We start from the raw sequence: 14119 nt of genomic DNA, 5'->3' as shown, positions 1-14119 counted from the left end.
ACACCTATGTCGGGATTTCTGGGTAAAGAACGGTTATGCGTCGATGCGAGAATCGTCGAGTTCGTACGCGCCCGCGACAATGAATTCCTTGCGCGGCGCGACGTCGTTGCCCATCAGCAGCTCGAAGACGCGTTCGGCCTCCTCGGCACCGGAGGCGGTGAGTCGCCGGAGCGTACGGTGCCGCGGGTCGACCGTGGTCTCGGCCAACTGATCGGCGTCCATCTCGCCAAGACCCTTGTACCGTTGCGGATTGTCCTTGGTCTTGATGTTGCGCTTCTCGTACTGGACGAGCGTGCGCTGCAGCTCAGCGTCGGTGTAGGTGTAGACGTACTTGTCCTGACCCTTCTTCGGGTTGGACAGCTCGATCCGGTGCAGCGGCGGCACGGCGGAGAAGACGCGGCCGGCCTCAACCAGCGGGCGCATGTACCGCCAGAACAAAGTCGCAAGCAGGCAACGGATGTGAGCGCCGTCGGAGTCGGCGTCGGCCATGAAGATGATCTTGCCGTAGCGCGCGGCGTCGAGGTCGAACGTACGTCCCGAGCCCGCTCCGACGACCTGGATGATCGACGCGCACTCGGCGTTCTTGAGCATGTCGGAGACCGAGGCCTTCTGCACGTTCAGGATCTTGCCGCGAATCGGCAACAGGGCTTGGAACTCCGAGTTGCGGGCGAGCTTCGCGGTGCCGAGTGCGGAGTCACCCTCCACGATGAACAGCTCGGTGCGGTCGACGTCGGTCGATCGGCAGTCGGCTAGTTTCGCCGGCAGGGCTGAGGACTCGAGCGCGCTCTTGCGCCGCTGCGCGTCCCGGTGCTGCCGTGCGGCGATGCGCGCGCGGGCGGCTGAGACGATCTTGTCCATCACCGCGCGGGCGAACGGCTTCTCGCCACGCTTGTTCGAGGCCAGGTAGGTGCCGAGCTCCTTGCGGACGATGTTGCCGACGATCCTGGTGGCGGCGGGGGTGCCGAGGATCTCCTTGGTCTGGCCCTCGAACTGCGGCTCCGCGAGTCGTACGGTCACGACCGCGGTGAGGCCTTCCTGGATGTCGTCCTTGGTGACGTCGTCCTCGTTGGCGCGGAGCACGCGCAGGCTCTTCATCGTCTCGTTGAACGTGCGGGTCAGCGCTCGTTCGAAACCCTGGACGTGCGTACCGCCCTTCGACGTGGAGATCACGTTGACGAACGAGCGGACCTCGGTCTCGTACCCGGTCCCCCACCGCGCCGCGATGTCGACCTCGAGGTCGCGTTCGACGTCCTGCGTCGACATGTGCCCCTTGTCGTCGAGCACCGGCACCGTCTCGGTGAACTTGGCCGAGCCCTGCATGCGGATCACGTTCGTCACGGCCTCGTCGGGGGCGAGGAACTCGATGTACTCCGCGATGCCGCCGTCGTGCTTGAACGTCTCCTCCTTGGGCTCTTCGCCGCGGAGGTCTCGGACCACGACCTCCAAGCCTGGAACGAGGAACGAGGTCTGCCGAGCGCGGGTGACGAGCTCGTCGTAGACGAACGTCGCGTCCTTGGTGAAGATCTGCCGGTCGGGCCAGAACCGGACGCGCGTACCGGTGGCACCCTTCTTGGCGCGGCCGATCTTCTCCAAGCCGGACTTCTTGCTGAAGCTCGCGCTCGGACCGGCTTCGTCGAAGACGCCGGGCACGCCGCGGCGGAAGCTCATCGCCCACGTCGCCGGGGACCGGTCGACCTCGACGTCGAGCCTGGTGGACAGCGCGTTGATCACGCTCGCACCGACGCCGTGCAGGCCACCGGACGCGGTGTAGGAGATGCCGCCGAACTTCCCGCCGGCGTGCAGCCTGGTGAACACGACCTCGACTCCGGACAGTTTGGTGCGCGGCTCGATGTCGACCGGGATGCCGCGGCCGTCGTCACGTACCTCGGCGGACCCGTCGTCGTGCAAGATCACGTCGATGCGCTTGCAGGCGCCCGCGAGAGCCTCGTCGACCGCGTTGTCGATCGGCTCCCACAGGCACTGCATCAGGCCGCGGGTGTCGGTGGAGCCGATGTACATGCCGGGTCGCTTCCGGACAGCCTCGAGCCCCTCGAGCACCGTGAGGTGCCGAGCGGTGTAGCCAGAGTGGTCGAGGTCTGCGGACCGGGTTGCCAACGCGGTTCCTTTCCGTGGTCGCGCCGTGACGCAAGGTGAGTCGCGTTCTGCGTACCTCTCAGGCTACCTAGCGCGTGTCGGCGGCTCGCGGTCCCACGCCGACTGTGTGTTCGAGGTGTCTGGGGGTGTGATGTCCCACACGTTACGCCGTTGGCGAAATGTCTCTCTCTGGTTACGAGTCGGTCAAACCTCAGCGCAGCAAGGCGCATGTGGAAACCGTGAGGAGGGCACATACGTCATGAGAGCAAGTACAGAGCAAGCGCACAGCAAGAAAGTTGTCCACAGACGCCGTGGGCGGGATTAGGTCGTACCTGGTTTGATGTTGTTGTGGTCGTGACACTGACGATCGGAGAGAAGACGACGTGAACACCGCAGTTGCTACACCGCTCTCGGCCGCGGACAGGTGCGACCGCTGTGGGGCCCAGGCCTACATTCGGGTAAGCCTCCCCACCGGCGGTGAGCTGCTGTTCTGCGCGCATCATGGGCGCGAGCACGAGTCCAAGCTCCGCGAGGTAGCCATCGAGATCCAGGACGAGACCGATCGCCTGGGCCGGATCAAGGCTGCCGAAGACAACTAACCCCCGACATCTGCTGACCCTCTGACCAGTCTGACCAGCACCACCGAACGCCGGTCCCTCCAACGACGGAGCGACCGGCGTTTTGCTGCCCTCCCCTACGTTGATCTACATAGGTCGGTTAGCGGGTGGAGGGGTTAGCGCGAAGACTTTTGGTCGCTATAGCGCGCATAGTCTTCGCGCTAATCGACGGTGAGGCTGGACGAGCTCGCCGCCGCGAGGCGAGCTGGCCGTGGCGAGCGGTCGAGGCTGAGGGGTGAGGGTTGAGGGTTGAGCAGGATTAGCGCGGAAGGTTTGGGGTGCTATAGCGCTCATAGTTTCCGCGCTGATCTCGCTGTCGTCGATCGGCGACCTGATCGACGGCGCGCAGCTGGTGGAGTGGTCGAGGGGACGGTGGGACGCTGCGCGTGGTCTGCGCCCTGGAGGTTCCCCACTCATCGAGGCGCCCGCCACTGGTCGTGGCCGGGCTGTGGCCCGAGCAGGTGGGTGGGCCGGAGCTGTGCTGGGCATGGGCTCTCAGCGCCGCTCCAGGAGCCGGGTCGCCACGGGGCACGGGTGGGCAGGCGGAGCCTGCCCTTAACGACCTGCGTCGGGCCGCCGAGAGGCTCAATGTCAAGGGTCAGGTCGCTCCGCGACCTGATCTCGCACAAACTCGCCCACCGACCGCGCCAGCCATGCACTGCCGCGAGTTTGGTCGAGACGCGAAGCGCCCTTGACATTGAGGGCGGCCCATAAACTCCCGAGGCGACCCATCAGTAGGCGAACTCGACCCCGCACACGGACAGCACCCCGCACACAGTGCAGCTGCGCGGACGACAGCCGAGTCGATGACTGCACACCTCATCGCGCGGGCGTGCTGCGCGGACGACAGCCGAGCGGGTGGCCGCTCCTCTCGTCGCGCGGAGTTGCTGCTCGGGACCGTCCGAGCCGATGACCGGACGCCTCATCACCCGGAGGTGCTGCGCGGACCCCAGCCGAGTCGATCTCCGCGCACTTCATCGCGCGGACGTGCGCGCCGGTGTGGCGAGAGCTCTTCTTTGGTCAGCTCTTCACTGTTGCGATTGGCGCTCTCCGGGAGTTTGGAGCTCTCGGGGACTGTGGCGGCGGTCGATGGTGGTGGCCGGTCCGGGGCGCGTCAAGGGCGCCTCCCAGGGGCGCTTCGCGCGCGGTGAGAGGCGTCGCTTCGCGATCTTCGACCCTTGACTCGCCCCGGCCCGGCCACCTGCTTTCACGCGCAGCCCCGCCCCCGGAACAGGTGTCCCGGGACAGGCCTGCTTGCCCCCAGGTCTGCTGCCGGGCTCGCGTCGCTTGTGGGGCTTCCCCCGGTCTCTTGTCGTGCAGATGAAGCCGGGTGTGGGCGTGGCCGCTTCCTCTTGTTGCGAGTAGGTTGCAATAAACACAATCTCGCATCACAGGAGACGAAGGTGTCGAACCCATACGCCCTGCCGGACCTGCCCTACGACTATGCCGCTCTGCAGCCGCATATCTCGGGCGAGATCATGGAGCTCCACCACTCCAAGCATCACGCCACGTACGTCAAGGGCGCGAACGACGCTCTCGAGCAGCTCGCTGAGGCGCGGGACAAGGAGCAGCTCGGTGGCGTCAATCTCATGCAGAAGAATCTCGCGTTCAACCTCGCCGGCCATGTCAACCACTCCGTCTTCTGGCCCAACCTCTCCCCCGACGGCGGCGACAAGCCTGGCAGCAACGACGAGCTCGCGGCCGCGATCGACGAGCACTTCGGCAGCTTCGACGGCTTCAAGGCCCACTTCACCGCCGCCGCGCTCGGGATCCAGGGCTCCGGCTGGGCCATCCTCGCCTGGGACGCCCTCGGGCAGAAGCTGATCATCGAGCAGCTCTACGACCACCAGGGCAACCTCGCGGCCGGCAGCTACCCGCTGCTCATGCTCGACATGTGGGAGCACGCCTTCTACCTGCAGTACCGCAACGTCAAGGCCGACTACGTCAAGGCGTGGTGGAACGTCGCCAACTGGGCCGACGTCACCCGCCGGTTCGACGCTGCCCAGGCCGTCAAGATCCTCTAGGCGGAGACCAGAATCTCGTCGCCATGTGGCGTCTGCGCCAGATGGGTGGCGAGGAGGCCGCGCAACGCATCAGGCAGTGGCTTCGCCGGCGCCCGTACGGTGGCGCCGGCGAGGACGCCGCGCAACCGAAGGCTCTCCTTGCGGATCGCCAGCGCGATCCCCTGCTGGAACTCGAAGTTCACCAGCGGCAGGTAGGGCAACCAAGCTGCCCGTGCCGCCTCGTAGCCGCCCGAACGGAAGGCGGCGACGACCTCGACCAACCCCTCCGGCACCGAGAAGCCCGTCATCGCACCAGCAGCGCCCAAGGACAGCTCGTCCAGCAGGCACGTTCCACCGAGCCCGCCGAAGACCGGCACCTGCAACCCGGAAGCCAGCACGGCCATCGCGGCCGGCGAAGGCGAGGACTCGGACTTCACCGCGACCACCGAGGACAGCCACTCGACCGCCATCACCAGGTCGGCCGGCGTGATCCGCACCCCGGAGATCGCCGGGTAGTCCTGTAGCACGATCGACACACCGGTCGAGCGGTTGATGCCCTCGAGATGCGGAACGAGCTCGCCCGGGTTCGACGAGTTGATCTGCACCATCGCGGCGGCCAACCCATCGCCCGCGACGTCGGCGAAGTTCCGGATCTCGGCGATCGCACCCGCAGTGTCGAGCGACGTCACACCGATCACGACCGGGAGCGACCCACGGGCCGCGGCGACGATCTCGACGACCCGCCGCCGCTCGGCTGCGGTCAGCGAGGCGGCCTCGCCGAACACCCCGAGCGCGGTGAGACCGGTGACGCCGCGTTCGACGTACCATCGCACCTCGCGGTCCAGCGACTCCTCGTCCAGCGCGGAGCCGTCACGCGAGAACGGAGTGGCCAGCACGCCCCATACTCCGGGCTGCACGGCAGTTGCCCCCACGTCACTCCTTCTGCCAGCCGGACCCAGACCCTCTGCGGGTAGCATCAACTCGGCGCCCTTGCATGTCAATAGTTGATTGTTGACAATCACAAGGGTCGCATGGGGCGACGGAGCGACATGGAGGAGGGCAACGGATTGAGCGCGCCGTTTTCGGAGACGCCGTTGGTGCCCGCCTCGACTCCGGCCCTCGCCGAGACCGTGGCCGACCGGCTCCGCGAGACCATCGCCCAAGGCCAGTTCGCTCCCGGCCAGCACCTGCGCGAAGCCGAGCTCGCCGACGCCCTCCAGGTGAGTCGCGGTCCCGTACGTGAGGCGCTCGCCCAGCTCGAACGCGAAGGCCTCGTCGTCCTCCGAAGGCACCGCGGCGCCCAGGTCGCGGAGCTGTCGCGCGCCGACATCGAAGAGGTCTACACACTCCGCCTCGCCCTCGAGCAGCTGGCCGTCAAACGTGCCGCCGAACGCGCGAGGCCGGAGCACTTCGCCGTCCTGGACTCGGTGCTCGAGCAGATGAGCCAGCTCCGCGACGACTACACCGCCCGCGACGCGGCGGCGCTGGACGTCGCGTTCCACGACGTCGTCTACCAGGCCGCCGACCACCGCCGGCTGCTGCGCTCGTGGGAGCAGATCCGCAGCCAGGTCTACGCGTTTCTCTACACGCGGAACGTCGCACGACACGACTTCAACGAGATCGCGTTCCGCGAGCACACCGAGCTCCGCGACCTGCTCGCGGCCGGCGATGCCGTGGCGGCGCAAGCGGCGATCGAGACGCATCTCGAGGGCGCGTACCTGCGACTCGTCGAGGCCACGGGCGAGTGACGGCCCGCCGCGGTACGAACTTCTTCGCCGAGCCCGGCGTGTCCGGGTTCATCCACCGGGCCTTCACGAAGTCGATGGGGCTGGGAGACGACGAGCTCGAGCGGCCGATCATCGGCATCTGCAACACGTTCTCCGAGCTCAACAACTGCCATCGGCACTTCCGTGAGCTCGCCGAGGCCGTCAAGCGCGGCGTGCTGCAGGCCGGCGGTACGCCACTGGAGTTCCCGACGATCTCGCTCGGCGAGATCTACCTCTCGCCGACGTCGATGCTGCATCGCAACCTCGCGGCCATGGACACCGAGGAGATGATCCGCGCGCAGCCGCTCGACGGCGTGGTGCTGCTGTCCGGCTGCGACAAGTCGACGCCCGCCGCGTTGATGGGGCTCGCCAGCGCCGACGTCCCCGCGATCATGGTCAGCGGTGGGCCGATGCTCGACGGGCACTACAACGGCGAGCGCCTCGGCGCGTGTACGGACTGCCGCCGCCTCACCGCGGAGAACCGCGCGGGCACGTTGGACGACGCGACGTACAAGGCGATCGAGGACGGCATCGTCCGCTCCGCCGGGCACTGCATGGTGATGGGTACGGCGTCGACGATGAACTCGCTGACCGAGGCCCTCGGCATGGCGTTGCCGGGCAACGGCGCGATCCCTGCCGTCGACTCGCGACGCCTCCGGTTGGCGCAGGCCTCGGGGCGGCGGATCGTGGCCATGGTCGCCGAGGACCTGCGGCCGTCGAAGATCCTCGACCGGAAAGCTTTCGAGAATGCTTTGACGGTGTTCTCCGCGCTCGGCGGGAGTACGAACGCGGTCGTGCACCTCCCCGCGATCGCCGGACGCTGCGATGTCGAGCTGCCGCTGGACCTGTTCGACGAGATCAGCGAGCGGACCCCGTTGCTCGCCAACCTGCGGCCGATCGGCGCGCACCAGATGGAGGCCTTCTTCCACGCCGGCGGCGTTCCCGCGCTGATGCGCGAGCTGTTGCCGTTGCTGGACGGCACCGCGCTGACGGTGACCGGCAGGACCGTCGCGGAGAACGCGGCCGAGGCCCCGCCGCCGGATGGCGACGTGATCCGCCGGAGGAACGAGCCGGTCAGGCCGCACGGCGGTACGGCGATCGTGCGTGGCTCGCTGGCGCCGGACGGTGCCGTGATCAAGCACGCTGCCGCCTCCCCCGAGCTGCTCCAGCATCGCGCACGGGCCGTGGTCTTCGAGGACCTCGACGATCTGCGCGCGAAGATCGACAGCGATGACCTCGACGTCGAGCCTTCCGACATCCTCGTGCTCCGATCGGTGGGTCCGATCGGCGGTCCCGGCATGCCGGAAGTCGGTAACTTCCCCATACCAAAGAAGCTGCTGGCCCAGGGCGTACGCGACATGGTGCGCATCTCCGACGCGCGGATGAGCGGGACCGCGTACGGAACGATCGTGCTGCACGTCGCGCCGGAGTCCGCCGTCGGCGGCCCGCTCGCGTTCGTCCAGACCGGCGACGAGATCGAGCTCGACCTGGAGAACCGCCGCCTCGACCTGCACGTCGACGACGCGGAGCTCGAAGCCCGACGCGCCGCCTGGCAACCACCGCGGCGCCCGTACGCCCGCGGCTACGGCCGGCTGTTCCTCGACACCGTCGGCCAGGCGCCCGACGGCTGCGACTTCGACTTCCTGCGCGGCCGGACGCCGGTCGAGATCGAGGACCAGGCCAAGTTCTGACAGCGGGGTTTCGCCGCCCCGCCTCTGGCGCATACTCTCGGTCGACGATGAAAGCGCTTACAGGCACCGCCACGATCTACGCCGTCGCCGAACGGGCGGGGGTGTCGATCGCCACGGTCTCGCGCGCGCTGCGGGGCTCCGACCTGGTGACGCCCGCCACCAAGGAACGGGTCCAGCAGGCCGCCCGCGAGCTGAACTTCCGCCCCAGCAGAACGGCCCGCAGCCTCGCCGAGGGACGGAACGCCGCGAACGGGATCGTGTTCCCCGACCTGTCCGGTCCGTACTATGCCGAGGTCGTGCTCGGGTACGAGGAGGCGGCCGCCGAGCTCGGCCGGTCCGTGCTCATCCTCGCCACCCGCGGTCGCGACAACGTCGAGCACCAGGTCAGCGACCTCGCCAGCCGCGTGGACGGGCTGGTCGTCATGGGCCAGACGATCGACGACGACGCCGTACGCGGGCTCGCCGCCACCGGCCTTCCGATCGTCCTGCTCGCGCGGCCGCGGATCGAGGACCTCGCGACCGTCGCCGCCGAGAACCAGCAGGCCGCGCACGAGCTCACCCACCACCTGATCGCCCACGGACACAGGCGATTCGCGTTCCTCGGCGACCCGGACGCCTCGTACGACGTCGCCGAACGTTGGAACGGCATGTGCGAAACCCTTACCAGCAACGGAATCGAGGCACCCAAGAACCCGATCCGCTGCGGGTTCGACGAGACCGAGGGCGAGGCTGCGGCCGAGAAAGCCCTCGGCACGGGGACAAGCCCCGACGTCCTCGTCTGCGCGAACGACGAGGTCGCGCTCGGCGCGCTGCTGGTCGCCGAACGCAGGGGCATCGCCGTACCCGACGAGCTCGCCGTCACCGGCTGGGACGACATCATGGCCGCACGCCACGTCCGTCCCGCGCTCACCACGATGCGGCAGCCCATGCGCGAGCTCGGAGCGTACGCCGCTCGCGCGCTCGACGCCCAGATCGAGGGCGGTTCGGCGCCGCGCCTCGACGTACTGCCCACCGCACTCACCGTTCGGTCGAGCTGCGGACCCCACCACGAGGAGACGAACCATGCGTTGGACACGCTACGCGGCGGCTCTGCTCGTACTACCCCTCCTGCTCGTCGGCGCGCCGGCGGTCGCTGACTCGAAGGGCGGCGATACCGACCGCACGTTGCACCGCTGGGCCAAGGACACCTGGAAGTCGTTCGTCGCGATGGTCGATCCGGCGACCGGACTGCCGGCCGACAACATCGGCGGCGACCTGTCCGCCGCGAGCCGCAGCGAGTACACCTCGCCGACCAACGTCGGCGGCTACCTGTGGAGCGCGGTCGTCGCGCGCGACCTCGGCATCATCGGCAAGAAGGAGACCGAACGCCGCATCGACCAGACGCTCGACACGCTCGCGACCCTGGAGCACCACACGGCGTCGGGCATGTTCTACAACTGGTACGACCCGCACACCGGCGCTCTGCTGCACGAATGGCCGGAGACCGGCGATCCCGTCTACCCGTTCCTGTCCAGCGTCGACAACGGCTGGCTCGCGGCGTCGTTCATGGTCGTCCGGAACGCCGTGCCCGGCAAGGTGGGACGCAAAGCCCAAGCCCTGTTGGAGAAAATGGACTTCGGGCTCTACTACAACGCGAACCCGACCGGCCACCACAACGTCGGCGGCGGACTCCTGCGTGGCGGCGCGTACGCCGCGGAGCCGCCGAACCAGTGCGTGGAGAAGGGTACGTACGAAGGCGCCGACATCTACCGGACCTGCTTCAACTACGACACGTTCAACACCGAGCCGCGGATCGCGACGTACATCGGGATCTCGCAGGGCCAGATGCCGCCCGTCGCGTACTTCGGGCCGAACCGCACGTTCCCCTCGAACTGCGACTGGGGCTGGGTCGAGCAGAAGCCGGTCGGCGGCAACGCGACGTACCTCGGCGTGTCCGTGTACGAGGGCGCCTACCGCTACCGCGGGCTGCAGTTCGTCCCGACCTGGGGCGGCGACATGTTCGAGGCGCTGATGCCGGCGATGTTCGTGCCAGAGGAGAAGTGGGGGCCGAAGAGCTGGGGCCTCAACCACCCGATCTACGTGCAGGGACAGATCGAGCACGGGCTGGCCGAGGCGAAGTACGGCTACTGGGGCTTCTCCCCCGCGAGTGACCCGTTCGGCGGCTACAGCGTGTACGGCGTCGAGGAGATGGGCATGGATCCGGGCGGTTACCCGTCCGACCGGGAGAAGACCGACGTCGATCGCGGGTTCGAGGGCTGCCGGGAGGCGAAGCCGTTCCCGACGTTCGGCGACGGCGTGGTGACGCCGCACGCGTCGTTCCTCTCGCTGCCGTACGCGCCGCGCCAGGCCGTCGACAACCTGCGGATGCTGGAGCGGAACCTCGACGCGTACGGGCCGGGCGGGTTCTACGACTCGATCGCCGTACGCAGCAACACGCCGGCGAAGCGGTATCTCGCGCTGGACCAGGCGATGGTGCTGGGACCGATCGGCAACGAGCTGCTGAACGACCGAGTCCGGAAGTACTTCAGCAAGGGCGAGGTCGAACGCCACCTCCGCCCGGTAATGTCGTTGGAGCGCTTCAACGCCAAGTGGCGTTGACAGAACTCCTACTCGTGAGGTGAGCACGCGACGTGGTCGAACTGCATCGGCGTAGCACGAGACGGCAACCGAACATCGTCTTCATCATGTCCGACGACCACGCCGCGCACGCGATCGGCGCCTACGGGAGTGTGATCAACGAGACGCCGCACATCGACCGGCTCGGTGCCGAGGGAATGCGTTTCGACAACGCCTTCTGCACGAACGCGATCTGCGCACCGAGCCGGGCGGCGATCCTCACCGGCACGTACAACCACGTCAACGCGGTCACGACGCTCTCGGCTCCGTTCGACGCCACGCAGGTGTCGTTCCCCGCGCTGCTGCGGGAAGCCGGCTACCAGACGGGCCTGTTCGGGAAGTGGCATCTGGGGCACGGCGGCGTCCACGACCCGGTGGGCTTCGACGCGTGGGAGGTGCTGCCGGACCAGGGTGAGTACCACGATCCGACGTTCCTCTCCCCCGCCGGGTCTCGGGTCCGGCGCGGGTACGCGACCGACCTGATCACCGACCTGGCGCTGGACTGGTTGGACGACCGCGACGACACCCGGCCGTTCTGCCTGCTGGTGCACCACAAGGCACCGCACCGGCCGTGGGAGCCGGACGCCCGGCACGCGAATCTCTATGCGGACAAGGACATTCCGCTGCCTGCGACGTATTTCGACGACTACTCGCATCGGGCGTCCGCGGCGGAGAACGCGCGGATGCGGGTGTCGCGCGACCTGACGCCGACCGACCTGAAGGAGTCGCCGCCGCCGGGACTGTCGGACGAGGAGCACGCACGGTGGGCGTACCAGCGCTACCTGAAGGACTACCTGCGTTGCGTCGCGTCGGTGGACGACAACGTGGGGCGGCTGCTCGACTACCTGTCCGGCGAGGGGTTGGCGGACGACACGCTCGTCGTCTACACGTCCGATCAGGGCTTCTTCCTCGGCGACCATGGCTGGTACGACAAACGGTTCATGTACGAGGAGTCGCTGCGGATGCCTTTCCTCGTTCGGTATCCGGGCGTGGTGGCCGCCGGGTCGGTGTGCGACGACCTGGTGGTGAACGTGGACTTCGCGCAGACGTTCCTCGCCCTCGCCGGCGTTCCCGCTCCCGCGCGGATGCAGGGGCACAGCCTGCTGCCGCTGTTGCACGGCGAACGGCCGGACGACTGGCGGACGTCGGTGTACTACCGCTACTGGGAGCATCTCGACACGTCCCACCACGTCTGCTCGCACTATGGCGTACGGACCAAGGAGCACAAGCTCGTCTACTACTACGGCTCTGGCTTCGGCCAGGCCGGAGCGTCGTCGGAGTCGCGTACGCCGGAGTGGGAGCTGTTCGACCTCGTTCGGGATCCGCGCGAACTCCACAGCAGGTATGACGATCCGGCGTACGCGACTGTGGTGAAGGAGCTCACCGAGGAACTCGCCCGCGTCCAGGCCGAGGTGGGCGACGTACCCGCCTAGGACGCGAGATCGACGCGCATCAACGGTACTTCGCGCCCGGGGATGGAGCCCGACGGCGCGCTGCCGACCCTGGTCGCACCCATCGCCTTGTAGAACGGCTCGGCGTTGGGGTCGGCGTCGATCGACAGGCTCGCGAAGCCCATCGCGCGAGCGAGCGCGGTGACGTGCCGGTACAGGCGTTTGCCCAAGCCCTGACCGATGAACGCGGGATCGACGAACAGCGTGCCGAGCTCGCCGTCGGGCGGCGCGCCGTCGAGCGTGGCGACGGCCGCGAGCTCGTCGCCGGCGGTGGCGACGAACATCCGGCGCTGCTCGATGTCCTCCGGACGCAGGGTGAGCTCTTCCCGGCAGGCGGCCATGAACGCGTCGTCGTAGCCCCAGTAGGCCTTCGACCTCATGACCAGCTCGGTCAGCTCCCCTGCCTCGTCCGGTCGGGCGGGGCGGAGGGTGATCCACTCGTCGCGGCGCAGGCGGTACTCGACCTCGCCGTGCTCGGTGCCGGGAAGGGGGTCCGGCCAGTCGATGTGGATCGTCCGGTCGTGGTGTAGGCCGATCTTCTCCATGACGTTGCGGGATCCCTTGTTGACCGCCATCGTCGACGCGACGACCTCGGTGGCGCGCAGGGAGAGGAATGCCCAACGGAGCAAGGCCTTCGCGCCTTCGGTCGCGTAGCCCTTGCCCCACGCGGCTCGGCTGAGGCGGTAGCCGATCGACACGACGGTGGGGTCGTCCGAGCTGGCCCAGAACTCCATCGGGCCGTCGTCGGGCGTCCTGGCGTGCGTCGAGAACCAGCCGACGAACGTTCCGTCCACGGTCTCCGCCGCCCACCGGCCGAGGCCGTTCTCGTTCTGGTCGGCGATCAGCTCTGGCAGCACCCGTTCCTCGATCTCGGCCCGCGGCTGCGGACCGCCGTCGAGGAAGCGCATGACTTCGGCGTCACCGTTGAGCTGCTCGACGTTGTCGAGATCGGCATTGGTGAACCGCCGGAACGTCAGCCGCTCGGTGTCGGGGAGCCTGCTCATGCGCCCGAGCCTGTCGCATCGCGGCTGGGCGCCGCAAACGGATTCAGCGTCGCCGGATGGTCGCGATCGTGAACGGGGACGTGATCAGGAAGGCGGCCGGATCCTCGTTCACCGTCTCGAGCACCTCCGTCATCCGGCGTCGGATCCGTCCGGCGACCTCGGTCCGCTTCGCGTCGGGGACCGCCTGCAGACCGGTGATCGCGGACGGATGCTTCTCCAGGCGTTCGAGGTGGGCCTGGACCGAAGTCGCTCGCATCGGCAGCTGGTGCCTGGTCACGGTCACCTCGAACCCGCGGGGCTCGAACGCCGTACGGACGTCGGCCTCGTCGTGCCAGCCGAACGGCTTCTCGGCCCGATCGTTGGAGGCGGGCGGCGGCGGGAGGACGCGGGAGAGCTCCTCGATCGCGGCGCCCATCACCTTCATCATCGGGCCTTCGGGCGGGAACGACGTGACGAGGATCCGCCCACCCGTCGCGGTGATCCGGTCGAGCTCCGCGACGGCAGCCGGGACGTCGGGTGAGAACATCACGCCGAACGAGGAGACCACCACGTTCGCAACCCCGTCGTCGAGCGGGATCGCTTCGCCCGTTCCCTCGACGAACGTGACGTCCAGGCCCTCGTCCTTTGCTCTTGCTCTGGCCACCTCGAGGAGGCGGCGCGCCGGGTCGACGCCGGTCACCTTCGCGCCGGTGACCGCGGCGAGGAGCGCTGCGTTGCCCGTTCCGCAGCCGACGTCCACGACGACCTCGCCGGGTTTGGGTGCTGCCAGGTCCACGAGGATCTTCGCCGCGGGCAGCAGCTGCGCCGCGGTGAGCTCGTACTCCCCCACGCTCCAGTCCATGCCGCCCATCGTGCCGTACCGGGCGCGTTCCTCGCC

General features: G+C 68.2%; 11 protein-coding genes. 7 read left to right on the top strand and 4 right to left on the bottom strand.

Annotation, left to right across the window (positions count from 1 at the left end):
* Window positions 1-33: 33 nt before the first annotated feature.
* Entirely contained in the window at window positions 34-2115 is a 2082-nt protein-coding gene (locus tag JOD67_RS19230) for a DNA gyrase/topoisomerase IV subunit B (protein ID WP_205118988.1), read from the bottom strand.
* Window positions 2116-2477: 362 nt separating this feature from the next.
* Here JOD67_RS19230 and JOD67_RS19225 point away from each other — a divergent pair, with 362 nt between their 5' ends.
* Complete coding sequence (locus tag JOD67_RS19225) at window positions 2478-2693, top strand: DUF7455 domain-containing protein (protein ID WP_205118987.1); 216 nt, start codon at window positions 2478-2480, stop codon at window positions 2691-2693.
* Between the two features lie 1421 nt (window positions 2694-4114).
* Window positions 4115-4735 carry a superoxide dismutase gene (locus JOD67_RS19220; protein ID WP_205118986.1) on the top strand — a complete coding sequence of 207 codons (621 nt, stop codon included), beginning with the start codon at window positions 4115-4117 and terminating at the stop codon, window positions 4733-4735.
* On the opposite strand, the gene JOD67_RS19215 is transcribed toward JOD67_RS19220, so the two are convergent.
* Window positions 4732-5646 (bottom strand): dihydrodipicolinate synthase family protein, encoded by a 915-nt coding sequence (locus JOD67_RS19215; RefSeq protein ID WP_205118985.1) that lies wholly within the window; start codon window positions 5644-5646, stop codon window positions 4732-4734. The genes JOD67_RS19220 and JOD67_RS19215 overlap by 4 nt on opposite strands.
* A gap of 99 nt (window positions 5647-5745) precedes the next feature.
* Here JOD67_RS19215 and JOD67_RS19210 point away from each other — a divergent pair, with 99 nt between their 5' ends.
* Genes JOD67_RS19210 through JOD67_RS19190 form a run of 5 tightly spaced genes read left to right on the top strand, consistent with a single transcriptional unit; the run spans window position 5746 to window position 12220 of the window.
* Window positions 5746-6462: a GntR family transcriptional regulator gene (locus JOD67_RS19210; protein WP_205118984.1), complete on the top strand. Its 717-nt coding sequence runs from the start codon at window positions 5746-5748 to the stop codon at window positions 6460-6462.
* Window positions 6459-8171, top strand: coding sequence for an IlvD/Edd family dehydratase (locus JOD67_RS19205; protein WP_205118983.1), 1713 nt, complete (start codon window positions 6459-6461; stop codon window positions 8169-8171). Before JOD67_RS19210 ends, JOD67_RS19205 begins: the two co-directional genes overlap by 4 nt.
* Before the next feature lie 47 nt (window positions 8172-8218).
* The gene (locus JOD67_RS19200) at window positions 8219-9307 is read left to right on the top strand and encodes a LacI family DNA-binding transcriptional regulator (RefSeq protein ID WP_205118982.1); all 1089 of its coding nucleotides are present in this window, start codon (window positions 8219-8221) and stop codon (window positions 9305-9307) included.
* The gene (locus tag JOD67_RS19195) at window positions 9234-10769 is read left to right on the top strand and encodes a glucoamylase family protein (protein ID WP_205118981.1); all 1536 of its coding nucleotides are present in this window, start codon (window positions 9234-9236) and stop codon (window positions 10767-10769) included. Before JOD67_RS19200 ends, JOD67_RS19195 begins: the two co-directional genes overlap by 74 nt.
* A gap of 32 nt (window positions 10770-10801) precedes the next feature.
* Window positions 10802-12220 (top strand): sulfatase family protein, encoded by a 1419-nt coding sequence (locus JOD67_RS19190; protein ID WP_307782455.1) that lies wholly within the window; start codon window positions 10802-10804, stop codon window positions 12218-12220.
* Here the strand turns inward: JOD67_RS19190 and JOD67_RS40260 are convergent.
* Both JOD67_RS40260 and JOD67_RS19180 read right to left on the bottom strand, forming a co-directional pair.
* Entirely contained in the window at window positions 12217-13242 is a 1026-nt protein-coding gene (locus JOD67_RS40260) for a GNAT family N-acetyltransferase (RefSeq protein ID WP_239553913.1), read from the bottom strand. The two genes, JOD67_RS19190 and JOD67_RS40260, sit on opposite strands and share 4 nt — an antisense overlap.
* A 43-nt stretch (window positions 13243-13285) precedes the next feature.
* On the bottom strand, window positions 13286-14083 hold the full coding sequence (locus JOD67_RS19180; protein ID WP_205118979.1) for a class I SAM-dependent methyltransferase: 798 nt from the start codon (window positions 14081-14083) through the stop codon (window positions 13286-13288).
* Window positions 14084-14119 lie beyond the last annotated feature (36 nt).

It is taken from the genome of Tenggerimyces flavus (assembly GCF_016907715.1).
GTDB lineage: Bacteria > Actinomycetota > Actinomycetes > Propionibacteriales > Actinopolymorphaceae > Tenggerimyces > Tenggerimyces flavus.
Note: the sequence above shows the minus strand (reverse complement) of the source record. Positions and strands in the feature narration are given on the sequence as shown.